Origin of the sequence: Paenibacillus suaedae (assembly GCF_032337355.1) — a bacterium.
Lineage (GTDB): Bacteria > Bacillota > Bacilli > Paenibacillales > Paenibacillaceae > Paenibacillus_B > Paenibacillus_B suaedae.
The window spans coordinates 1,379,567-1,401,575 of record NZ_JAVYAA010000001.1; the positions used below are offsets into that span (position 1 = coordinate 1,379,567).

The following is a 22,009-nucleotide window of genomic DNA, read 5'->3' on the forward strand; positions in this document are numbered from 1 at the left end:
TTGCAAGTGCCTCCATACTCGACTTTTTGGTTTACCTGTACATATGGATTATCCATAATTGCAGCGGAGCGTCCTTACTCAGAACCGTTATTTTCCTCGGATTTGGATACTTCAATGGCTGCGGCATCGACCGCCTGCCGGCCTTTTTCATCGATCTGAATTAATGCTTCTTCAATGGTTAGTTTATTCGCAATGACGTCCTCCACGATTTGGTTCCCGACGCTTTTGAAAGCGTTGATGATATCGTAATGAACGGAATCATAAGGATTGTGACTGGATGGGGTAGCCTTAAGCATCGTCAATGGGGTTAGGTCATGTCCCTTCACGGTAGCAATAAGTTCGGTTCGCGCCGGAAGTCCGTGGTTGATCTCCGTGGAAGTCACGGCTCCTCCTTGCATCATCCACTTCAGCAACTCCCAAGCTGCTTCCTGCCGCTCCGAAGCTGTTGAGATTCCGTAAATTTCCTCAATGCGATAGTAATCGCTGAATTCCGGCTTTCGCGGATCTACAGGAACAGTCACCATGCCCCAATTAATAGCCTTTCCGCCCTCGAAATTACGATTAATGTCAAAATTATAAGCGGCGACCTGGGATTGCAGCACCATAGCGGCATTGCCTGTGTAGATGGGGTCGAGTGACATCGTACCTTCGGTTTGCTGCGTTTGCTTATAGATGCGTCCAGAGCGCAGAGCGTCAATCGTTCTACTCCATATTGCCTTCCATGCGGGTGTGTTCATCTGGATTTGTAAGGTTTCGGGATCGATGAATCGCAATCCTTCCGTTTGTCCCCAACGCATAATGAGCGAGATTCCTACATTTTCATAATAATTGGGCTTAAATCCGTATAACGGCTCTCCATCATCGGTCTGCAAGGGAAAGCGGGTCGCCAAGTCAAAGATATCTTTCCAAGTGGATTGATTCTTCGGAAGCGGGATTTTGTATGTAGCAAACATATCTTTATTGTAGTAAATGGCGTAGCTTGAAAAGGTAGGCGCCAAACCGTAAAGCCGGTCTCCAGAAATCCTTTTTAAGGAATCGAACATGATCGGAGATATATTCTTCCATGCATCAGGATCTTGCTTGATAAACGATTCAAGATTAAGTAGATCGCCTGAGTCGCTAAGCTTCTTATAAGAGGATAAATTGTCCATATAACGTAGATCAGCCGGTGATGACTGATCCGCCTCGGGGATAACTTGAATGCTAATATAGGAGGATTTTTGCTCAAAGGCATGGCCATATCTCTTGTAGAATTCGGTTGGTGAAGGATATTCCACCGTGATCGTTATCGGCTTCTCGACGTTGCTTTGGCAAGCTGATAATAATAGCATCGAGAGTATAATACAGAGTATTGCAACTTTGTTCTTCCCCATGATGATACCTCCAACGAATATAAACTGGAAAAAAGGGTGGGGGGCCCACCCTTTTTAGCTGTTACCAAGAATCGCTTGCTGATGATTGATCGCTTTCTGTTCCATCCTTGTAGTATGTACGCGACAATGTATTCAACTTGTAAGAACCTGTTGCACTGTATTCGCCTGTGTACCATGCTGTTTCATTGCCGCTGGTAGTCGTAGAGTTGGTTCCTTGTTCCTTCTGGGTTGATCCCTCGTAGAAGGTTCCGAACACATTAATTTTTTTCATGTTCGAATTGGTTGTTCGGGCATAAGATTTGCCTTTCACTTTCTTTTGGTTTCCAATGACATAGTCGATGTATGCAACCGTCTCTGCATCCGGATCCTTTCCGGCAGCTGATACTGACGCCACACTAACGAAGCACAAGGCAGTTACAAGGCATAACACAGTAATTTTCTTTGTCATTCTTCACATCTCCTTCATTTATTGTTGCAAATCCATTCTGCAGTTCTGCGGTGCAACAATGAATCACCCCCAGCAAGACGTAGTAACGACTCACTTGTACAATCTGGATGATGTGATATATGTAAACGGAATGATCCGCATACATCGGAATTACTTTGGAATCTGCTGAGCCTCGTTCTGCAATTGTTGCAGAGCTTCTTCCAGCGACTGACCGCCATCCAGTATGTTTTTGATTGCAGCATTCGCCTTATCTACAAGTTCAAACGGTACTTCTCCTATGGGATGATAGGATTGCCGCGACGCATACATGGCAGATAGTCGTTCACGTTCCTCTTGATTCGTGCTCAATTCATGTTGTAAGGTGGAAAAGCCATATAAAGAGCGGTAATTCCATTTCGCAACGGTGCGAGAATTAAGAAACTTTACCAGTTCCCAAGCTGCTTCTTTCTCTGTAGATTGAGCGGATACTGCATACAATCCGTCGATTAGCAATGTATCGTTGTTGTCCGACTGGTTGGGGTTAACAGGAAATGGAGCTAGCGCCCATTGAAATGTAGTTTTTTTCTGGGCGGCCAACTGCTTGTACTCTTCATACGTAACCACAGCCATTGCTTGCTTGCCAGCATGAAAGGCCTCCATATACGTATTGAGATCGGAGCTATTTATTAATTGTCCACTCTTCAATAAGGGAAGCGTAAGCTGCCAAATTTGCTTCCAGGAGTCGCTTGAGACTGTCGCTTGGGGTGGATTGCCCTGCATCATGGTTAGGCCTTGCCCGAAGCCGACTTTCAGCATGAATTCAAAGGAAGAAGAATCATTGGTTCCAAGACCGATAAGCGTGTTGCCACGCCCGTCATCCTTTGGAAATTTACCGGACAAGCGGAGCAAGTCCTCCCAAGTCATTCCTTCTTGCGGATATTCGATATGGTACGTATCGAAAAGGTCTTTATTGTATGCGATAGCTTGTCCGTAGAAGGTAGGAGGTAACCCATATAGCTTCCCATTTCCAATTGAGCGGGCATATTCGATGACTTGCGGAATGTATTCTTCCAGCTGGAAGGAATCCCGCTTTATCCATAAGTCCAAATCTTGCAAATCGTTGCGTTCTGCCATTTCTTTTACTAGATCAGGCGGCAAATAGATAATATCGAATTTGTTCTGCTGGACCCAGTTCTCCACAGATAACTTCTTGGTCACGAGAGGAATCGTAGATACGATAGAAAGCCTTATATTAGGGTACTCTTGATTAAATAGATTGCCGTAGCGCTTTAGAAAAGCATTTTCATTCGTATACGCAATCGTAAGCTCTGCCTTTTTATCCTTAGAGAATGGAGGGGCCTCGTTTTTTTGACACCCCGTTAATATACTAGCTAAGCATAGTATTGAAGCGAGAAGCGTTGGAAAGAGTCTTCTTTTCAATAGAAACACCTCGATGTGGAAATTAGACTTCTAAAATATACCAATTAGTCTGTAAGTCATTTATACTATATATTGGTATAAATGTAAATAGGGAGTGGGGAAGTTATATTGAGGTGTTAGAAGAACATCTATATAAGTCGCAGTTGTTCGGTTGGTCGACGAGCTTTCACGGAACAATAATGATGTGTATGACTAAACAGTATGTTTAATTGAATTTAGCCCATTGCTTTGCATGTTCATATAGTTAAGATTAAAGATAGAGAGAAAGAAAGTGCGATTCTACATAAAAGGTGAATGAGCTAGCTGAATACGATACAATGATCGCAGAAAATATTGAGGAGATTTGTCTTGTCGAGGAAGCTTTAACGACAAAAAAATAAGTCAATATCACTAACTTTTGGGTCTCGCTTACGGCGAGGCCTTTTTGATTGAGAGGAGGCGAAGGATGTGAACAACGAATAAGGGAGTGAGGGGAGAGCTAGCTGCCCTTCAATCGGGGCAGCTAGAGAAATAATCATTGAAATCGATTAAGCAGAGTTGGGAAAGAACTGTTGCGGAGGCTTTGAAAAGCATAGAAGAAAAATCCTAGTCTGAATCGATAAGTTCGAGGCGCTCAAGAATTTTAATTGTCGTCAGAGCTGATAAGCGAACAGTCAATTCAACATTACCTGTTAAGACAGAATCATCTTCCAGGGCGTCTTTATTTTTGGCGAAAACCTCTTCGGTAACTTCGTTAACTAGTTTAAGAATTATAGACTTATCCATAAAAATAACCTCCTTTCCGTCGATAGTTCTACATACTTCGACAAATGTGGAGGTTTTTCCTACGTCTCTCAGAATTATTTTATGGAATACTCATTTACTTCGAACGTTAGTATTTTATCGAAAATTACATAGTCTTTGCGGTTGCTGAACGGGCCCTTGTTATTGTTATGCTTGTTTATGGCATAGGATGCCGTGCCTGAACCGGCTTGTTTATTTTCATACTAGTTGATAAAGGCGTTCACTTCTCCCATGCTCAGGTCAAATTCCTTTTCTACCCCCGTTATCATGGCAACGACTAGAATTGCTCTTTCGCCTTGTTCGGGTTCCGGTTCTGGTTTAGGCTCGGGCTTTGGCTCTGGTTTAGGTTCCGGTGTTTTCGGATCGAACGGTTGTAATGTGCTGCCGTCAGGCAAATCCAGAGCAACGATATATAAATATTCTTTCGTGTTGTTCACGATTTCAACGGAGTGTTCTTTGGACACCAAACTAGGGCTTTCGTACGTGATTCTCGAAGTGCTGTCATTATTGCCGTAGAGTGAGAAATTGTCTGTTTTTACTCCATCAATATAAACATCGATGTCCTTTGAGCCAGTGCTGAAGTAGTAGGAAATGAATCGGAATTGTTCTCCGACGAAATTAAATTTCATCTTCGCGCCGCCCGTTTGCCATACGTTTTTGGTACAGCGCGACACCTCACAGACAGCCCATTGTCCCTCGTATGTTATGTTGAACTCGTCATACAGGAATCTTTTCCAACCGTTCTCGGGATTGCTGGATGCTTGCCTAATATTTGAAGCATATACACTTGAAGAAAATGATAATACAAGAAAGATGGATAATAAAACAGGCAGCAAGTATTTTTTCATAAGATCGAATCTCCTTAAATGATTAATATATGGACATATTACCGGGTATAAATAGGGATTGTTTAAACATATGAACCCATTTATTGATAGAAATAGAAAAAAATTTATAAAATATATATATTGAGTGGTGGAAAGAGAACGTTTGTCGGAGCATTAAAATAGCTAAGAGGAGTTTAGCGTCGGAGAATGGAAGCGCGATTAATGCAATGGCCAAAAACAGAGACAATGATACGGCGAGAAACCCTTTTTTCTTAGTAGCAAATAAACAAGAGCCGTTGAGGAAAAAATCCCACGGCTCTATTTGCTCAATTAGTAAATTTAAATTGTTTTTTTGAACTCGAACTTGTATTTCGAATTCGGATCGAAATCGTTCGGCCCAACTGGCATTACGCGATAAAAAGCTTTTTCTCGCGGCTTAACGGTTCCACTATGAAACTCTTGTAAGCCCGGGCCGTTTTGGTTTATATATTGAATCGAGATAATATTGTTATCATAATCCGTTCGAACGTATTGGAGTTGCAAATTCAAACCAAATGGGGGAGTCAACAACACATAGTAATTTTGTTCCCATTGTCCGTAGGAATTATCATAGACATACCAATCTTCGTCAGTCAAGCTTTCGAGAGGTACCCAAGACTGGTAATAAGAGCCGTCTGACATGTCGTTAGCTGTTCTCATTGTATCTCCCCAACCATGGAGTGCAAACGACGAACTTGATCCAAAGACCATTAAACAAGCGATCAGCGCGATTGATGCTGATAGTTTCTTTAATCTCTGCATATTTCATGCCTCCCATTATTTCAGAATCTGAATGTAGATCCTAGTAGCGTGTATGAAATACCAAGATGTAAAAGAACTCAGTTTCTGGCTGGCCAACCATGATTAATCTTAACATACATTATTGTCCGAGTATATAGTATTTATGGATATTATTGGATTATTTTTTTGTGTTGAAATATAGTTGGTTATTCCGGATATTGGTTTCATTTAACAGTTTTGATATAATGATGATACAGATCTTTACAGCAGCTGGAGGTGGATGTAGTGGGATGGGTATATTGGCCGGAGCTATTATTGTTTGTTGCTGGCGTGATATTAGTTCTATTTGGAATTTATTATTGCATTCGCAAATTGATAAGTATTCCTCGTAGAGTTAAACGATTAGAGGATGTTTGTTTATAGAAGTGAGAAGCAAAAGTAACCTGTCATTGTGACAGGTTACTTTTTTTGAACGACACTACATTCATATTTTAGCAGGGATCTCCTTGTTAAAGATCGAAATATGTTCAAGGAGAGAATTGGGGTTGGGTATTTTCACATTCACAACATGCATCATACCTTATGGTTCGTTTTTTAGTTCAATGAACAAAGCATATATGTCAAATTGACAAGGAGAGGTGCTGAATGCCAGTAAACGTAATCATAGGTGATTTATTAAATGCGAAGGAACCGATTATTGGACATCAGGTAAACTGCCAAGGGGTCATGGGCTCAGGCATTGCGAAGGCACTGCGGGACAAATACAGTATGTTGTATCCAAGCTATAAGCAGTATTGTTCCCAGCATAACAGTCCAGATGAGTTGCTGGGCCAGTGTCATATCGTCCAGGAAGGTTCCAGACATATAGCGAATCTGTTCGGTCAATTAGAATATGGCCGACAAAAGAGTAGAGTATATACGAACTATGAGGCGCTTCGAGCCTCCCTGACTACGTTACGAGAATATGCAGTACAGAACCAATTATCTGTTGCTTTGCCATATGGTATCGGTTGTGGCTTGGCGAATGGAGATTGGGATGTTGTCAGTGAGATGATTGAACATGTATTCGGCGATTATGATGTTAAGTTGTACAAGCTATAACTGTATCGTATCGATATTCCAATCAATACATCTTCCCGCTACTTATCGATGTTGGTACTGATCTCGGAGCTGATTGACAGGTACTGAGGAGATTGTGGCTCGATCAACTCAGGCAGGTGAATGAGGAAGACTACTTCTATCTTGTATTTGCCTCTCGGTACCGGCTTGTCTTCGTTATTTTGAAAAGACCATCGTTCCTCATAGCTCATCTTCTCATCCTTGTTCAAGGTTCGTTCGACTACTTCTGCGGTAAAAAATTTATTCAACGACCAACGGTACACTTCCTTGCCAACTTCATTCGTGACGATAAAGTCATACGGTTGCGAGCCGTAGGAAATGACCAGATCTTCTCCTGCCACATTGTGTATCCCGAATTGCAGTGCTACGTAGTCCTTATGCTGCTCTGTTGAGAGAAACGTTGTAACCATATGACTCGCCCCTTATCCATCTATATGATAAAAAACAGAAACAACCTCACCCCTCATAACGTGCAGCTGCTGCGAAAGATTCCACCCGAGAGTTACTATCTCCGAAGTCGGTTTCTCTTACAAATTCTCTTCCCGTCTCTATTCAAACCTGAGTGAGATGTGACAAATCCAACGCACCTGACTTCGGTACAACGGCAGGAAATGAGTATTCGACCTCTGCTGCTCCCCCTGTAAACGATTCTATCAATGTTACGTCCAAAATGTCTCATAGAATAACATTACAATTAAGCTCGTAAGTACACCAACCACCATCCAACCCCATATGTTTGTGAACAGGCTGTTTTTATACTCGCCCATATACTTCTTATTGTTCGTTATTAAGCTATGTTTCCAATTGAATGCTTCTGCAAACGTCCATGAGGAGGATAGGGAGATCGTGATTGCTGCGAGGAAGCCTGCGTTGAATAGGCCGAATCCGAACAGGCTGCTTGCCCATGGGCCGAACAGATCGTGCAGAGCCATAATGATTGTCGACGGATTATCCTCATTCAAGATTTCAGCCTGACCGAATAATGAGGCTCCGATTAGAATACAGCAGATCGCTATGAACACTTGGCACACGCTGCCGATAATGGTGTCAATGCGGGCGAGACGAAGGTCTTTGGCGGTAATGCCTTTGTCAATTATGGCGCTGCCCTGAAAGAAGATCATTCACGGTGCGACAGCATTGCCGATCGTGGCGACAATATACCAGATAAGACTGCCCTGAAGCATTTCAGGGACATTCCAGCTGGCAAATGCATGACCGATATCAGACATGCTCGGACGAGTAACGAAGGTGACGACCACAAAAACCAAGTTCAATGCGCCAACGAACAGCGCCAGACGCTCCTTCGTCCAATATCCAGTGAAGATCGCAACCGAAATGAGCCCCTGTAATGACATACTCCAGCACTCCGCCAGCATCGTTATCGCCAATCATCGTGAGAAGCCCTGGCCCCATTAAAGCCCAGAATAGTAAGGCGTGGCGTTTAAACCCTTTTTCCGTTTCGAAATCAAATGTTGAAAGGTGGATGATTCCGCCCGGGCACTTCCTGCATTCTGTCCTTGCTCTCGCATCCAAGCTCCTCCTCATTGTGAGATGTGAATATCCTATGAGTCATGTTGCAAAAAGTGCATGGACACCTAAAATTTCGTTGTGATTCTGCAACAGAACGGATGGAAACAAGCAGCGTGTTGAGAAATTCTCAACATCAATTCAGTTGGACTAGCACATTTTGATCAACAGGAGAAGTAGAATATAGAAATATTTTACAGGAGGGGGGAAGGGTATGAGTACAGGAGCATTTATTCTAATGGTGGTTTCAACAATCGTATCGTATACATTGGGGATATGCGTGTTGAATAAATTTCATGGACGAAAAAAATAAAGGAGCTTTTGATCTTAATATAAAAGCTATATAAACATAAAATATCTAAATAATAATATCAATATTTTGTATTTTGTAGGATTTATTGTTTGGACATCATTGTGCTTCTTCTCTAAGATTGTAAGGACATAAATATAAATATACATCACCGGAGGTAAGAAAAATGAAGGCATCTAAGAAGTACCTGGCATTTTTGGCTTTTTTGCTGATTTTGCTAATGGTACCACAGAAGGGATATGCAGCAGTAGATTATAGTGGAGGATGGTTGGACGGGGTTCGTGTTGATTTGGCTTCAGGCGAGAAATTGCTTCCAGGAAACTTTGTGATTTCAGATAACAATGAGGGTTCCGCATATACTTTGACAGGTCGTGACGGTGATGCGGATCGTGCTATTGCAAAATTTGTAGAACCAGCTACAGTACGTGCGATAAGATTGAAAGCTGATAAAGCTCTTAGTGTTGCTTTCTTTGATAATAATGGTGAATACATCCAAGTAAATGGTGAAAATGTAACTAAAATCTCTTCAGAACAAGCTGATGGAAGATTGATCGAAATTCCTCGAGCAAATTACATTTCTAAAGTAGCTTTAATTAATGATTCAAAGGAACCTGTAAACATTTCGGAATTTAATATCTATGAGTATGTCATGAAACCACCGGTTCTTAGTACAAATGCGGGATCAAATAGCGTCAATCTCAAGTGGAATCGAGTAGCTGCTGCTGAATACTATACCATTGAACGATCGACAACACCGGGGGGGCCGTACCAAAAAATTGATAGCGTGTTGGGATCTGCGTCTACGTACCACGATCGTAACCTTGTGAATGGAAAAACCTATTACTATGTTATTACGCCAGTGAATCCTATTGGAAGTGGGCCGAAATCGAATGAGGCTTCCGCTACGCCTTCTTCAGGGGCCACATTCGATATTGAATCGGCGCAGGATTATAGTGGAGGATGGTTGGACGGGTATTATGTTGGTTATTGTTACAGCTTGGATGGGATTTATGTTGAAATGGCATCAAGCAAGGATGGGTTTTATCGTCCTGTGATTCCAGATTACCGTAAAGACTCCGGAATGTTTTCTATGACAGGTCGTGACGGTGACCAGGGTCGTGCTATTGCAAATTTAGTAGCACCAGCTACAGTCCGCGCAATAAGATTGAATGCTAATAATGCTCTTAGTGTCGCTTTCTTTGATAAAGATGGTGCATACATAAAAGTAAATGGTGAAAATGTAACTAAAATCTCTTTAGAACAAGCTGATGGAAGATTGATCGAAATTCCTCGAACAAGTGACATTGCAAGTGTAGCTCTATTTAATGATCCAATGAAACCTGAACCTGTAAACGTTTTTGAATTTAATATCTATGAGTATGCCATGGAACCACCGGTTCTTAGTACAAATGCGGAAACAAATAGCGTGAATCTCAAGTGGAGTCAAGTAGCTGATACTATCGGTTATGTAATTGAACGATCGACAACACCGGGGGGGCCCTACGAGAAAATTGGAGATGTGGCGGATGGAACTACGACTACGTACCGCGACCTTAACCTTGAGAATGGAAAAACCTATTACTATGTCGTTTCTCCAATATATAGTAATAAGACTGGGCCGAAATCGAATGAGGTTTCCGCTACGCCTCATGCTTCAGAAGTCACATTAGATATTGAGTCCGCGAAGGATAAAGTACTTCTCGATGAGACTTTCACTGTGGCAGTAGTATTGAACAATGCAACGAACATTTACGCAGAAGATTTTAACGTTAAATATGATAAAACGCAGTTTCAGCTTGTAAATGTGGAAGCAGCAGACCATATGGGGCTATTCCATAAAGGAAATGTGTCCGAGGATACCGTAAGATTGATCACTGCAAGCTTGGGCAAGGATTACGGCATTAACGGAAAAGGCACTTTGGTTCACTTTACATTCAAAGCAATCGGTCTTGGAAAAGGTAAAATTGATGTAGCAAAAGGTAAAATCGCGGATAACGGAACGACTGAAACTACATTAGCAGAAAGAAGTTTCGGTAAAAAAGTAATTGAGGTTGTTGTTGATGGTGGCGGTAACGGAAACGGTAATGGCAACGGTGACGGAAAATCCACTAATTTTACGCTGAAGCACCTTGGTTTTTTGGGATTTAACTATACAGAGGATAAAAACAAATTGACGGATGAGTTGAAAAACTTGTTGGGCTCCACAGGCAATGTTGCGGATGTCGATCTCGTTCAGTTGACGAATGCAATTTTGGCTAATCCGAACTACGATTTCAATAAATAATAGGTTTGCCGCTCCTTATGGGGGCGGCTTTCTTTGTTTGATCAAGCAAACAGAAGAGTTTCAATACCAAAATCGTCTTGAATAATTTGGAAAATGGATCTATAGTAAGTATGACGTTAACATACTAACCGGTCAGTATGTTGAGTGAAGGGAGGCTATGCCAATGAATTTCGATTATTCCAAGAAGGTTGAATCTTTGCGGAAAACGTTGCTGGAATTCATGAATGAAGTGGTGTATCCGCAAGAACGAACGTACGAGGAACAGCTTGGTCAGGCCGGAAGCAGATGGGAGATCCCTCCGATCATGGAGCAGATGAAGGAGCAGGCTAAGCGGGCCGGTCTCTGGAATCTGTTCCTGCCGGACAGCGAATACGGTGCAGGCCTCAGCAACCTAGAATATGCACCCCTGTGCGAGATTATGGGACGTTCCCTTATTGGCCCAGAGGTATTCAATTGTTCGGCGCCGGATACGGGCAACATGGAGGTGCTTGTGCGGTATGGAACGCGGGAGCAGAAGGAGAAATGGCTTGTTCCTCTGCTTGAAGGGAATATCCGTTCATGCTTTTCGATGACGGAACCGGATGTCGCGTCCTCGGATGCAACGAACATTGAAGCGACCATCGAACGGCAAGGCGGCGAATATGTCGTGACCGGACGCAAATGGTGGTCTTCCGGTGCCGGAGATCCGCGCTGCAAGGTGGCGATCGTGATGGGGAAGACGAATCCGAACGCGCCGGCCTATGAGCAGCAGTCTATGATTCTCGTGCCGATGGATGCACCTGGTGTGAATGTCAAGCGCATGCTGCCCGTGTTCGGCTACGATCACGCACCGCACGGACATGCGGAAATTGAGTATGATCGCGTACGTATACCGCTCGATTCCATGCTGTGGGAACCGGGCAAGGGATTTGCCATTGCGCAGGGAAGGCTTGGTCCAGGACGCATTCATCATTGCATGCGCCTAATCGGTGCGGCAGAACGCGCGCTCGAAGTACTGTGCAAGCGCGTACGGCAGCGTACGGCATTCGGCAAGACGCTAGACCGTCAGGGCGTCGTGCAGGATTGGATTGCCTCCTCGCGTATTGAAATCGAGCAGGCGCGCCTGCTGACGCTGAAGGCGGCTTACATGATGGACACGGTCGGAAATAAAGCGGCGAAAGCTGAAATTGCCATGATTAAAGCGGTCGCTCCCAATATGGCGCTGCAGGTCATTGACCGGGCCATTCAGGCGCTTGGGGCCGCAGGTGTCTGCGAAGACTTCCCGCTTGCCTCACATTGGGCCAATGCGAGAACGCTGCGCTTGGCGGACGGGCCGGATGAGGTGCATAAGGCGGCCATCGCCAAAATGGAGCTTCGCAAGTACGAAGAGATGAAAGCGATTACGATGTGAAAAGGGTAGAAACGATTAGAACAAATTTGAAGGTACAGAACGAGACTTTAGCCTTTTCATGAATGGGGGATGGAAGGTGAACGTCAAGCAATTATTTGACTTATCGGGTAGAACGGCGATTGTAACTGGCGGCGGGCGAGGACTCGGCGAGCAAATTGCTCAAGGCTTGGCTGAAGCGGGTGCGAATCTCGTTCTCTGCTCGCGCAGGATTGACGCATGTCTGGAGACGGCCGCCCGAATCCAACAGAATACAGGCTCCTTATGTCATGGGATGGCTTGTGACGTTAGAAATCCGGAGGACGTTCAGCGTGTGGTGGAACAGACGGCAGAAAAGTTCGGTCGTCTCGACATTTTGGTGAACAACAGCGGTGCTTCTTGGGGCGCGCCAGCTGTCGACATGCCGCTCGAAGCTTGGAATAAGGTAATGGACATCAATGCAACTGGTACGTTTTTGATGGCACAGGCAGCTGGGAAGATCATGATTGAGCAGCGCGGCGGCAAAATCATCAACATCGCTTCCGTGGCAGGACTGGGCGGGTCGGATCCGGAATGGCTGGATGCCATTGGCTATAGCGCAAGCAAGGGCGCGGTCATTGCATTCACGAAGGATCTCGCGGTCAAATGGGGCAAGCACAACATTCATGTCAATGCGATTGCTCCGGGATTTTTCCCAACCAAGATGACCCGTGATGTTCTTCAACACGGAGGCGAACAAATAGTAAGCCTCACCCCGTTGAGACGGCTCGGATCTGATCGCGATCTGAAGGGGAGCGTCGTATTTTTGGCATCCGAGGCTTCCGATTACATCACCGGTGCGGTGCTGACTGTGGATGGCGGCATGACAGCCATGTAACTGTCCCTGAATCGCGATCCAAGGCAAGTGTCTCGTCTTTTTTATCCAGTAAAGCTATTTTGAAAGAATGAAGGAGGTCTGTATACCATGACGTCCAGGCAAGAGACATTACAGCAGGATACGATTCCCGTTCGCAAGGGCGAGGAGTTGAATGTTGCTGCGCTAGAAGAGCATTTACGTGAGCATCTCGATATTCCGGAAGCCCCATTGGCAGTGGAGCAGTTCGGGGCGGGACATTCCAATTTAACATACGCGATACGGAGCGGGGATTGGCAGGCAGTAGTGCGCCGTCCTCCACTGGGGCCAGTCGCTCCTAAAGCACACGATATGCAGCGCGAATATACGCTTCTCTCAAGACTGCATCCATTTTTTTCGCTTGCCCCTCGTCCGTATTTGTACTGCGGCGACACCTCAATCATTGGCAGTCCTTTCTTCGTGATGGAGCGCCGGAACGGAATCGTGTTGGATCGAAGCTTTCCTTCGGATGTGGAATATACGCCTCAACTGGGCAGGGATATTTCCGAGACGATGGTCTCGACATTGGCCAGGCTGCATGAAGTTCCTTATCGGGAAACGAATCTAAGGGCGATTAGCCAGCCAGACGGCTTTATGCGTCGGCAAGTGCATGGCTGGATAGAACGTTATGAGCGAGCCAAGACGGATGAGATCCCAGGAGAAGAGAAACTCAAAAAATGGCTGGCTGATTTCTTGCCGAATTCGCAGACACCGACCGTCATCCATTACGATTATAAGCTGAACAATATCATGTTCGCAGGCGACAATCTTACAGAGATCGTCGGCGTATTTGACTGGGAGATGGCTACGGTGGGCGATCCAATGGCCGATGTCGGAGCAGCGCTCAGCTACTGGTTCGAACCGAATGATCCGTCGGAACTGCTGCACGGCTTGGGGCATGTTCCGCTTACGGTTCGCTCCGGCTTCATGTCGCGTGCCGAATTCCTAGAGGCATATGCGTCAAAAAGCGGGCGAGATGTATCGGAGGCCCATTACTACTTGACCTTCGCTTACTTCAAGCTGGCGGTCATCTGTCAGCAAATTTACTACCGTTGGAAAAAAGGGCAGACGAGCGATGAGCGCTTCGGCCGTTTCAACGATACCGTACAGACGCTGATTGCACACGCTTGGCAGCAAGCAGAACGTGGCAAGCTGTAAACTAGATTACGATTATTGCGCAAGATAGAGTTGCAGTTCATCACAATAGGGAGGTTCTTTAAGATATGGGCAATGAGCATTTACTTGTACAAAAGATAGGGCATGTTCTGTCGTTGAAGCTGAATCGTCCAGAGAAGCTGAATGCGTTCAGTCCTTCGATGATTCGGGGGATTATCGATGCGCTGGAGGAGGCGCAGAGAAATACAGACATTCGAGTCATCTGCTTGTCGGGGGCAGGACGCGCCTTCAGTGCAGGCGGAGACGTGACGACAATGAGCGGCGCAAAGCCGAATAACGTCTATGATCATATTGGAATGATGAATGAACTGGTTCATTCCATTAAAGAAATCGAGAAGCCTGTGATAGCGGTCGTGCATGGATTCGCGGCAGGGGCAGGCTTCAATCTCGCATTAGCTTGCGATTTGATTGTTGCAGCCAATGACGCCAAATTTGCGATGAGCTTTGCCCAAGTCGGTCTCATCTCCGATGGAGGGGGATTGTTCTTCTTGCCGCGCCTCATTGGCATACATCGAGCTAAGGAACTGCTATTCAATGCCGAGCCGATCGATGCGGATTATGCCTACCGCATGGGAATCGTAAATAAGCTGTATCCTTTGGAGCAATTGGAATCCGGTGCGCTGGAATACGCCTCTCGCTTGGCGAAGGGTCCCATTAAGGCGTATGGGATGCTTAAGAAAATCGCCGACCGGTCGTTGACTTCCTCGTTGGATGACATATTAGAACGGGAGAGAGTTACGCAAGCCATGATGGTCACGACCGAGGATCACCAGGAAGGTGTTCGGGCGTTCGTCGAGAAGAGACAGCCTTCATTCAACGGTCTGTAGCACTTGTCGGTTTTTATTCGTTCTGAATGACAAAATGGTTAGCAATGAGGAGGCGATTTTTGATGACGCAATCCCATTATGCGTATTGGCCCGCACGATTGCCTGTTTCCATTTCAGTTCCGGACACGACGCTTACTGACAACTTGGAGGTTTCTGCCCGCCGTTATCCGGATAAGACGGCAATCATTTATTATAACAACTTTATTTCCTATCGAACCTTATGGAAAGAAGTCAATTTGATGGCTGCTTATTTGCTCCATCTCGGCGTAGAGCAAGGCGATCGCGTGCTGTTATATATGCAGAATAGTCCTCAGTATATTATCTCCTATTACGCGATTATGCGATCCGGCGCTATCGTTGTACCTATCAATCCTATGAATCTCACCGAAGAGCTTTCCTACCTTATTGAAGACAGCAATGCAAGAGTTGGCTTTGTGAGCCAAGAGCTGTATCCGCGTATCGAACCGTTATTATCAGATCGTCGCCTCGAACGCATCATTGTTGCTACCTATTCGGATTACTGCAGCAATGTGGGTGAAGAAGTGCCTGACATCGTCCGGGCATCACGTCTTGAATCAATATCCCCCCAAGCTGTGTCCTGGACGGAGGCCATGAAAGTAGCGACTGTTCATCGGGGTTCCTTCCCGACGACGAAGGGAAGTGATCTGGCAGTTCTCCCGTATACATCGGGCACGACCGGCAAGCCAAAGGGTTGTATGCACACTCATAAATCTGTACAAGCGAACGTGATTTCATCTGCCTACTGGGGGGGATTGACACCGGAGGCACAGGGATTGGCGACACTTCCCTTCTTCCATGTCATCGGCATGATTCATGGCATGCACGCTCCCATTTTTGTCGGTGCAGCCATGGTCATCATGACGCGTTGGGATCGCAGCACGGCTGCCCTGTTAATGGAACGCCACAAATGTACGTATTGGACAGGAATCAGCACGATGATTATTGACTTTTTAGCCAACCCTGAACTATCTCAGTATGATTTGAGCTCGCTTATGCTGATTAACGGTGGCGGAACTGGGCTGCCGGAGGTCGTAGGCGAGAAGCTCTACCAGGTTACGGGACTGCGATTCGTAGAAGGGTATGGCTTATCCGAAACGATGGCGCAGACGCACTGCAATCCGCTTGACCGTCCGAAGCTGCAATGTCTTGGCATTCCAGCCTTTGGCGTAGACTCGCGGGTCATTGACCCGATGACACTTGAAATAAAAGGGCCGGGGGAAGAAGGAGAAATTATTATAGACGGACCGCAGTTATTTCAAGGCTACTGGAATGATTCAGAGGCTACGCGGGCCGCTTTTGTAAAGGTGGAGGGCAAATTATTCTTCCGCACGGGAGACATTGGGCGGTACGACGAAGATGGATACTTCTTCATCGTCGATCGAATGAAGCGCATGATTAACGCATCGGGATTCAAAGTATGGCCAACGGAAGTAGAATCGATTCTATATCGGCATCCGGCGATCCAAGAAGTATGCGTCATTGGCATTCCGGATGAGCGCAAGGGAGAGGAAATCAAGGCTTATATCGTCCTGCGTGAAGGGGAGCGCGGCAACGTGTCGGAAGGCGATATGATAAGCTGGGCGCAGGAGCACATGGCAGCTTATAAATACCCTCGAATTATCGAATTTGTCGCTTCGCTTCCGGTTACTGGCAGCGGCAAAATTTTATGGCGCAAATTGCAGGACGAGGCATGGAAGAAAGCCGGGGAAACACCGAGCTCCAGATAGAAGAATCGTATCAACGATTTGAAATGCAAAATATCCACTTGTTCCCTTTACATGTCTCTATTGTTCAAGCTAACATAGAAACATATTATTCGACATGAGGGGAGAATCACGCTTGGAGCTGTCCATGAAGGATAAAATCATCAGACACAGTATTGCGCTGTTCGAATCGAAAGGGTTCAGCGATACCTCGATTCAAGATATTGTCGACACGCTCGGCGTGACAAAGGGCACCTTTTATTATTATTTTACGAGCAAAGAACAGCTGTTAACGCATATTCATCTGCAATATATTGACTATTTACTAGCAGAACAGCAAACCATTTTTGAACGCCCGGATAGATCATGTCAGGAAAAGCTGGCTGGCGTAATCAACATGATGATTCGGGAAATCGCGGAAAAGGGTGCCAGCGCACGGATATTTTTTCGCGAGCTTATTCATATATCGGGCGAGGATCTGAATGTAATCAAGGGGAAGCGGGATCAGTTCCGGTTCAATTTACAATCCGTCATCGAGCAGGGAATGGAGAATGGAGAATTCCGCAATGATATCCCGGCGGATATGATGACATTCGGTATCCTTGGTGCCTGTAACTGGTGTTACACTTGGTTCAATCCGGAAGGCGCAGTTTCCGATGTCGAGGTTGCTTCGATCTATACGAAGATGTTTTTGAATGGTTTGAATAAGCAATAGCACGTATTCTTAATTGACAATACGCTTCAGGCTGTGGAGGTTCGTGAATCACGGCAATTTCATCGTATTTATTGGCCACTATAGAGACGAGACCTCCCGTTTCGAATCTATCCCCGGCAAGGAGCAGACCAAGCAATCCGTGGTCTGCTTTTTGCGTGTGCAAGACAATCATCGCGTAATCGCAAGTTTCGTACACCCAACTGTTTCGAAAGGTTCTACCTGAAATCGTTCATTTCCTTGTTTCCTGCTGGAACTTTAATAGATGATGATCCAGCTCTTGGCTTAAGACAATTACCTTCTCGTCGGTAAGGCTTTTTCTCTCTGTTGCCACTTTAAGCAATTGCTGGCGAATTCGCTCGATTTTATCTTTCAAATCTTTTTTTTGCTGATCATCAGAATTAGACGGGGCAATAGCCACTCACCCTCTCTACTTTGATAAATGTTTCTGGCTCATTCTGGCTCCTATAATGGAAAATATACCACATCAACTTTTTTTTGAATCTAAAACTTGCCGAATGTGTTCCATTGGCATGATAAATGTAATTATCGTTGGGAGATATTATGATGTTTATCGGAGATTTGGGAGAGTTTGTGAAGGGTTTTTCTATAAAATGGGACAAAAGTACAAGCTCCAATCCGCATCGCGAGATAACCAAATCGAGTAAAATGAGTTATTGCAGATCCGAATTATAGATAAAAGAAGTAACCTATGATAACATGATACAATGCGGATCAAGATAGGATAGGCATGGCATCCAGTAACTTGTGTCCGCATGTTTTGCAAGTAGCGGGAATGATTAATGACGCACAAGAGGCATAGGTGATGAATGATGGTATCTATTAAAGATGTGGCAAAGCGTGCGAACGTGTCCGTAACCGTCGTATCCAAGGCATTAAACGGATATACGGACGTAAGCGAACAAACGCGGAAAAAGGTGCTGCGGGTTGCAGAAGAGTTGAAGTATTCGCCCAATATGCTCGCCAAAAATTTAAAGCAAAAGGTCGCGAAGTCGATCGCGCTCATTATCTCCAACTTCGATCGTACCGATGGGAGAGACGGGTTGCTGGTGCAGATTATGAGCGGTGCGTTCGAGGCTGCTACCACGAACAAATATGAAATCGTGATATATACGAGCAGCTTATCGGAGCAACAGGACAAGTCGTATTGGCAGTTTTGCAAGGAGCATAAAATTTCTGGCGCTATTATCGCCGGCTTAAAAACGACTGATCCATATTTCCAGGAAATTATTAAAAGTGACTTCCCATGCGTCGTTATCGATACGATGCTGACAGGCCCTCATACGGGATCTGTATCGACGGATAATGTACTGGCTGCCAAGACCGCCATCGAGTATTTAATTGAACGTGGGCATAGATCGATTGCGATGCTGAACGGCCATGAATTTGCTGTAGTCAGCAAGCAGCGGCTCGAAGGCTATCAACAAGCGCTTGCGGAGAATGGGATAGAAGTCGATCCGCATCTGGTCATCAACGCCGACTTTTCTGAGGAGATCGCATATGAGGTGACGGAACGATTGCTGCAGGAGCAACCGCATGTTACGGCTGTGTTTGCTGCCAGCGATTTGATGGCGATTGGCTTTATGAGACGTTGCCGCGAGCTTGGTGTACGCATTCCGGATGACGTATCCGTCATAGGGTTTGATGATATTGTCCTTTCCAGCTATATGACGCCCCAATTGTCGACAGTGAGACAAAATTTCCATAGTATTTCCTATCAAGCGTTCGAACAACTTATCGATATTTTGGAGAATAATTGTCCGGGAACCCACATTAATACTCCATTCCGCATTATTGACAGAGAAACGATCAAGGTGATACAATGACCCTGAAAACGTTTTCTGGCAAGATTTTTTATTTTTAATCATTTCGAAATCGTTTTCGATTTTTTTATCTCTGTTTCGAAAACGATTTCGGTAAAACGAAAGGCTGGGAATCTGCCATGCTTAATTACAACGCAATTTTACCGGATGTAGGCGAGAACTGGGCTTTCACGGAGGAAAAATTCGATCCGCTCCGTCTCGGCAAATGCGAATCCATCATGTCACTGGGGAATGGGTACATGGGGCTTCGAGCTGTTACCGAGGAGCCTTATTTGGGGGAGACGCGCAACTTGTTCGTCAACGGAACCTTCAACAAGTTCGATGAACGGGAAGTTTCCGAGCTGCCTAACGCGGCGGATGTGACGCGGCTTGATATGTGCATTGACGGCCGCAGATTTTCCTTAGAATCTGGAAAGGTGGAGGACTACTCGCGCACACTCAATCTTCGTCATGCAGAGCTCGTGCGAACCTTCATATGGGAGAATGACGTAGGCAAGAGGATGCGATTTGCATTCCACCGTTTCGTATCGCTCGATCAGCTGCACCTGATCGGCATGAAGGTGGAAGTTACACCGCTGAACGAAGCGGTGCGTTTGCAAGTGACTTCAGGCATCAATGCGCAGCTTACCAATACGGGAAGCCAGCATTTTCATGAGGGAGAGAAGCGGATTTTCGATAAGCAATACATTCAATTATTGCAGACGACGACGCAATCTCAGATTGATTTCGTCCTCCATGCCAGTCATCGCTTCAAGTTAAATGGAGAGGCATTGGATCTGGTTCCTAAGATGGACATTCATCGCCGCAAGGCAGCGCTGAGCTATGAGATAGATATTCCTGCGGGATCAACGCTAACGCTGGAGAAACTGAGCACGATCTATACGAGCCGGGATAGTGAGTTCGAAGCGAATTATGAACTGGACTTAATGAAAGCGTTTGCTCTCGATCGAATAAAGCTCGCGGACGCTCAAGGATACGATGCTTTGTTCGAGCAGCATAAACGGGAATGGGCAGAGGTATGGGCGAAATACGATATCCGCATTGATTCCGATCAATCGTTCGATGTGCTGGCACTGAGGTTTGCCATTTATCATCTCGTCGCGATGACTCCAGCTCATGATCACCGTATGGGGATCGGCGCCAAAGGTCTCAGCGGTGAAGGGTATAAGGGTCATTCATTCTGGGATACAGAGATTTTCATCCTTCCGTTCTACATATACAGTAGTCCAGAGATTGCTCGTTCTTTGCTTGAATATCGTTATCTCGGCTTGGAGGGAGCCCGCCGCAAAGCGAAGGAGAACGGCTTCGAAGGCGCCATGTATCCATGGGAGCAAGCTTGGCCATCCGATGGCGAGGTTACGCCGGTATGGGGGGATGTCGATGTCGTGACCGGCTTGCAGACGAAGATATGGTCAGGATTCATCGAACAGCATATTACTTCCGACATTACCTACGCCGTCTGGCATTATTATCAGGCGACAGGCGACCAGGATTTTATGGATCGCTTCGGATACGAGATGATTTTCGACACGGCCGTATTTTGGGCGAGCCGCCTGGAATGGGACGACAACAAAGGGCGCTACCACATTAACGAAGTCATTGGGCCAGACGAGTACAAGGAGCATGTAAACAATAATGCGTTTACCAATTACATGGCTCATTTCAATATGGAGCTCGCCATTCAGTATTATGATGTGCTTCAAGCGAAGCAGCCAAGATTACTGCAGCAGCTTGACGACAAGCTGGGATTGCAGGCCGCCTATGCCAATTGGATCAGCAAAATCGATAACATTTATCTGCCACAGTCTAATGCGGAGCAAATCGTGCCACAGGATGATACCTATTTGAGCAAATCGCTGATCGACTTGAGCAAATATAAGCGGCAGGAAAAGGTTGGCAGCATATTCCTGGATTACAGCTTGGATCAAATCAACCAGCTCCAGGTATCGAAGCAGGCTGATATTATGATGCTGTTCTTCTTGCTGGAAAATAAGTTTTCTCCGGAAGTGAAGAAGGCCAATTATGAGTATTACGAGCCGAAGACACTTCATGACTCTTCACTGTCGCTATCCACGCATAGCATTTTGGCAGGAGATTTCGGCGACGAGGAGTTGGCATACAGCCTGTTCAGGAAGGCAACGGAGATTGATTTAGGGCCGAATATGATTTCTTCAGATGCAGGCATTCATTCGGCCTCGATCGGAGGAATCTGGAAGTGTGTTGTAATGGGTTTTGCCGGATTGCGGATGCTGGACGGCAAGCTCCACCTGAATCCTAGTCTGCCGAAAGCGTGGAGCAGGCTGGAATTCCCTATCTATTGGCATGGCAGTAGGCTATTGATCCAAATCACACGAGATGCGGTTCGAATCAAGTCTTCCGGAGCTGAGGAGATTGCCCTGACGATTTGTGGGAGGGAAGTTCTTATCACGCGTGAGCTAAATCTATCTCTACATTCCGATATTGCCGATATTGGGGCAGGCTCCATATAAGGTATTATTTCTATTGTTCTCGAATTAACGAATCATAGCCTTGCGAGGCTGCTGATAATGAAGTTGATCCATGCATGAACACAGTGCACATCTAAAGGGAGGGTTATGA

General features: G+C 45.6%; 19 protein-coding genes and 1 pseudogene. 10 read left to right on the plus strand and 10 right to left on the minus strand.

Annotated elements, in window-relative coordinates:
- Positions 1 to 74: 74 nt before the first annotated feature.
- The 6 genes and pseudogenes from RQP50_RS06100 to RQP50_RS06125 all read right to left on the minus strand — a co-directional run bounded on the left by RQP50_RS06100 (position 75) and on the right by RQP50_RS06125 (position 5,651).
- Positions 75 to 1,373: an ABC transporter substrate-binding protein gene (locus RQP50_RS06100; RefSeq protein ID WP_315744011.1), complete on the minus strand. Its 1,299-nt coding sequence runs from the start codon at positions 1,371 to 1,373 to the stop codon at positions 75 to 77.
- Between the two features lie 61 nt (positions 1,374 to 1,434).
- Positions 1,435 to 1,821 carry a hypothetical protein gene (locus RQP50_RS06105; RefSeq protein ID WP_315744013.1) on the minus strand — a complete coding sequence of 129 codons (387 nt, stop codon included), beginning with the start codon at positions 1,819 to 1,821 and terminating at the stop codon, positions 1,435 to 1,437.
- A gap of 150 nt (positions 1,822 to 1,971) precedes the next feature.
- Positions 1,972 to 3,240 carry an ABC transporter substrate-binding protein gene (locus RQP50_RS06110; protein WP_315744015.1) on the minus strand — a complete coding sequence of 423 codons (1,269 nt, stop codon included), beginning with the start codon at positions 3,238 to 3,240 and terminating at the stop codon, positions 1,972 to 1,974.
- 585 nt (positions 3,241 to 3,825) lie between these two features.
- A complete protein-coding gene (locus tag RQP50_RS06115; RefSeq protein ID WP_072727782.1) occupies positions 3,826 to 4,005 on the minus strand; it encodes a hypothetical protein in 180 nt (59 codons plus the stop codon).
- Between the two features lie 74 nt (positions 4,006 to 4,079).
- Positions 4,080 to 4,334, minus strand: a pseudogene (locus RQP50_RS29440) (bacterial surface protein); the annotation flags it as partial.
- 855 nt (positions 4,335 to 5,189) lie between these two features.
- Positions 5,190 to 5,651, minus strand: coding sequence for a hypothetical protein (locus RQP50_RS06125; protein WP_315744020.1), 462 nt, complete (start codon positions 5,649 to 5,651; stop codon positions 5,190 to 5,192).
- A 624-nt stretch (positions 5,652 to 6,275) separates the two neighbouring features.
- On the opposite strand from RQP50_RS06125, the gene RQP50_RS06130 reads away from it, so the two are divergent.
- Positions 6,276 to 6,731, plus strand: a complete 456-nt coding sequence (locus RQP50_RS06130) for a macro domain-containing protein (RefSeq protein WP_315744022.1) — start codon at positions 6,276 to 6,278, stop codon at positions 6,729 to 6,731.
- A 38-nt stretch (positions 6,732 to 6,769) separates the two neighbouring features.
- Here the strand turns inward: RQP50_RS06130 and RQP50_RS06135 are convergent, their stop codons facing one another.
- The 3 genes from RQP50_RS06135 to RQP50_RS06145 all read right to left on the minus strand — a co-directional run bounded on the left by RQP50_RS06135 (position 6,770) and on the right by RQP50_RS06145 (position 8,104).
- The gene (locus RQP50_RS06135; protein WP_315744024.1) at positions 6,770 to 7,159 is read right to left on the minus strand and encodes a BsuPI-related putative proteinase inhibitor; all 390 of its coding nucleotides are present in this window, start codon (positions 7,157 to 7,159) and stop codon (positions 6,770 to 6,772) included.
- A gap of 249 nt (positions 7,160 to 7,408) precedes the next feature.
- Positions 7,409 to 7,870 carry a divalent metal cation transporter gene (locus RQP50_RS06140; protein ID WP_315744026.1) on the minus strand — a complete coding sequence of 154 codons (462 nt, stop codon included), beginning with the start codon at positions 7,868 to 7,870 and terminating at the stop codon, positions 7,409 to 7,411.
- Positions 7,871 to 8,104: a hypothetical protein gene (locus tag RQP50_RS06145; RefSeq protein WP_315744028.1), complete on the minus strand. Its 234-nt coding sequence runs from the start codon at positions 8,102 to 8,104 to the stop codon at positions 7,871 to 7,873.
- A 648-nt stretch (positions 8,105 to 8,752) separates the two neighbouring features.
- On the opposite strand from RQP50_RS06145, the gene RQP50_RS06150 reads away from it, so the two are divergent.
- From RQP50_RS06150 to RQP50_RS06180, 7 genes are all read left to right on the plus strand, one after another.
- Complete coding sequence (locus RQP50_RS06150) at positions 8,753 to 10,870, plus strand: cohesin domain-containing protein (RefSeq protein WP_315744030.1); 2,118 nt, start codon at positions 8,753 to 8,755, stop codon at positions 10,868 to 10,870.
- 163 nt (positions 10,871 to 11,033) lie between these two features.
- Positions 11,034 to 12,260: an acyl-CoA dehydrogenase family protein gene (locus tag RQP50_RS06155; protein ID WP_315744032.1), complete on the plus strand. Its 1,227-nt coding sequence runs from the start codon at positions 11,034 to 11,036 to the stop codon at positions 12,258 to 12,260.
- 76 nt (positions 12,261 to 12,336) lie between these two features.
- The gene (locus tag RQP50_RS06160) at positions 12,337 to 13,113 is read left to right on the plus strand and encodes an SDR family oxidoreductase (protein WP_315744033.1); all 777 of its coding nucleotides are present in this window, start codon (positions 12,337 to 12,339) and stop codon (positions 13,111 to 13,113) included.
- Between the two features lie 87 nt (positions 13,114 to 13,200).
- On the plus strand, positions 13,201 to 14,286 hold the full coding sequence (locus RQP50_RS06165) for a phosphotransferase family protein (protein ID WP_315744035.1): 1,086 nt from the start codon (positions 13,201 to 13,203) through the stop codon (positions 14,284 to 14,286).
- A gap of 65 nt (positions 14,287 to 14,351) precedes the next feature.
- Positions 14,352 to 15,131: an enoyl-CoA hydratase/isomerase family protein gene (locus tag RQP50_RS06170; RefSeq protein WP_315744037.1), complete on the plus strand. Its 780-nt coding sequence runs from the start codon at positions 14,352 to 14,354 to the stop codon at positions 15,129 to 15,131.
- Between the two features lie 62 nt (positions 15,132 to 15,193).
- Positions 15,194 to 16,879: a long-chain fatty acid--CoA ligase gene (locus tag RQP50_RS06175; RefSeq protein WP_315744039.1), complete on the plus strand. Its 1,686-nt coding sequence runs from the start codon at positions 15,194 to 15,196 to the stop codon at positions 16,877 to 16,879.
- A 124-nt stretch (positions 16,880 to 17,003) separates the two neighbouring features.
- Positions 17,004 to 17,570 (plus strand): TetR/AcrR family transcriptional regulator, encoded by a 567-nt coding sequence (locus RQP50_RS06180; protein ID WP_315744603.1) that lies wholly within the window; start codon positions 17,004 to 17,006, stop codon positions 17,568 to 17,570.
- Between the two features lie 229 nt (positions 17,571 to 17,799).
- Here the strand turns inward: RQP50_RS06180 and RQP50_RS06185 are convergent, their stop codons facing one another.
- Positions 17,800 to 17,988: an aspartyl-phosphate phosphatase Spo0E family protein gene (locus tag RQP50_RS06185; RefSeq protein WP_065293698.1), complete on the minus strand. Its 189-nt coding sequence runs from the start codon at positions 17,986 to 17,988 to the stop codon at positions 17,800 to 17,802.
- Between the two features lie 409 nt (positions 17,989 to 18,397).
- On the opposite strand from RQP50_RS06185, the gene RQP50_RS06190 reads away from it, so the two are divergent.
- Positions 18,398 to 19,414, plus strand: coding sequence for a LacI family DNA-binding transcriptional regulator (locus RQP50_RS06190; RefSeq protein ID WP_315744042.1), 1,017 nt, complete (start codon positions 18,398 to 18,400; stop codon positions 19,412 to 19,414).
- A 116-nt stretch (positions 19,415 to 19,530) separates the two neighbouring features.
- Positions 19,531 to 21,900, plus strand: a complete 2,370-nt coding sequence (locus tag RQP50_RS06195) for a glycoside hydrolase family 65 protein (RefSeq protein WP_315744044.1) — start codon at positions 19,531 to 19,533, stop codon at positions 21,898 to 21,900.
- The last annotated feature ends 109 nt before the right edge of the window (positions 21,901 to 22,009 follow it).

Coding starts and splice junctions, on each gene's coding strand:
- RQP50_RS06100 (WP_315744011.1), bottom strand. CDS start 1,373: ATGGGGAAGAACAAAGTTGCAATACTCTGTATTATACTCTCGATGCTA.
- RQP50_RS06105 (WP_315744013.1), bottom strand. CDS start 1,821: ATGACAAAGAAAATTACTGTGTTATGCCTTGTAACTGCCTTGTGCTTC.
- RQP50_RS06115 (WP_072727782.1), bottom strand. CDS start 4,005: ATGGATAAGTCTATAATTCTTAAACTAGTTAACGAAGTTACCGAAGAG.
- RQP50_RS06125 (WP_315744020.1), bottom strand. CDS start 5,651: ATGCAGAGATTAAAGAAACTATCAGCATCAATCGCGCTGATCGCTTGT.
- RQP50_RS06130 (WP_315744022.1), top strand. CDS start 6,276: ATGCCAGTAAACGTAATCATAGGTGATTTATTAAATGCGAAGGAACCG.
- RQP50_RS06135 (WP_315744024.1), bottom strand. CDS start 7,159: ATGGTTACAACGTTTCTCTCAACAGAGCAGCATAAGGACTACGTAGCA.
- RQP50_RS06140 (WP_315744026.1), bottom strand. CDS start 7,870: ATGATCTTCTTTCAGGGCAGCGCCATAATTGACAAAGGCATTACCGCC.
- RQP50_RS06145 (WP_315744028.1), bottom strand. CDS start 8,104: ATGTCATTACAGGGGCTCATTTCGGTTGCGATCTTCACTGGATATTGG.
- RQP50_RS06150 (WP_315744030.1), top strand. CDS start 8,753: ATGAAGGCATCTAAGAAGTACCTGGCATTTTTGGCTTTTTTGCTGATT.
- RQP50_RS06155 (WP_315744032.1), top strand. CDS start 11,034: ATGAATTTCGATTATTCCAAGAAGGTTGAATCTTTGCGGAAAACGTTG.
- RQP50_RS06165 (WP_315744035.1), top strand. CDS start 13,201: ATGACGTCCAGGCAAGAGACATTACAGCAGGATACGATTCCCGTTCGC.
- RQP50_RS06170 (WP_315744037.1), top strand. CDS start 14,352: ATGGGCAATGAGCATTTACTTGTACAAAAGATAGGGCATGTTCTGTCG.
- RQP50_RS06175 (WP_315744039.1), top strand. CDS start 15,194: ATGACGCAATCCCATTATGCGTATTGGCCCGCACGATTGCCTGTTTCC.
- RQP50_RS06180 (WP_315744603.1), top strand. CDS start 17,004: ATGAAGGATAAAATCATCAGACACAGTATTGCGCTGTTCGAATCGAAA.
- RQP50_RS06190 (WP_315744042.1), top strand. CDS start 18,398: ATGATGGTATCTATTAAAGATGTGGCAAAGCGTGCGAACGTGTCCGTA.
- RQP50_RS06195 (WP_315744044.1), top strand. CDS start 19,531: ATGCTTAATTACAACGCAATTTTACCGGATGTAGGCGAGAACTGGGCT.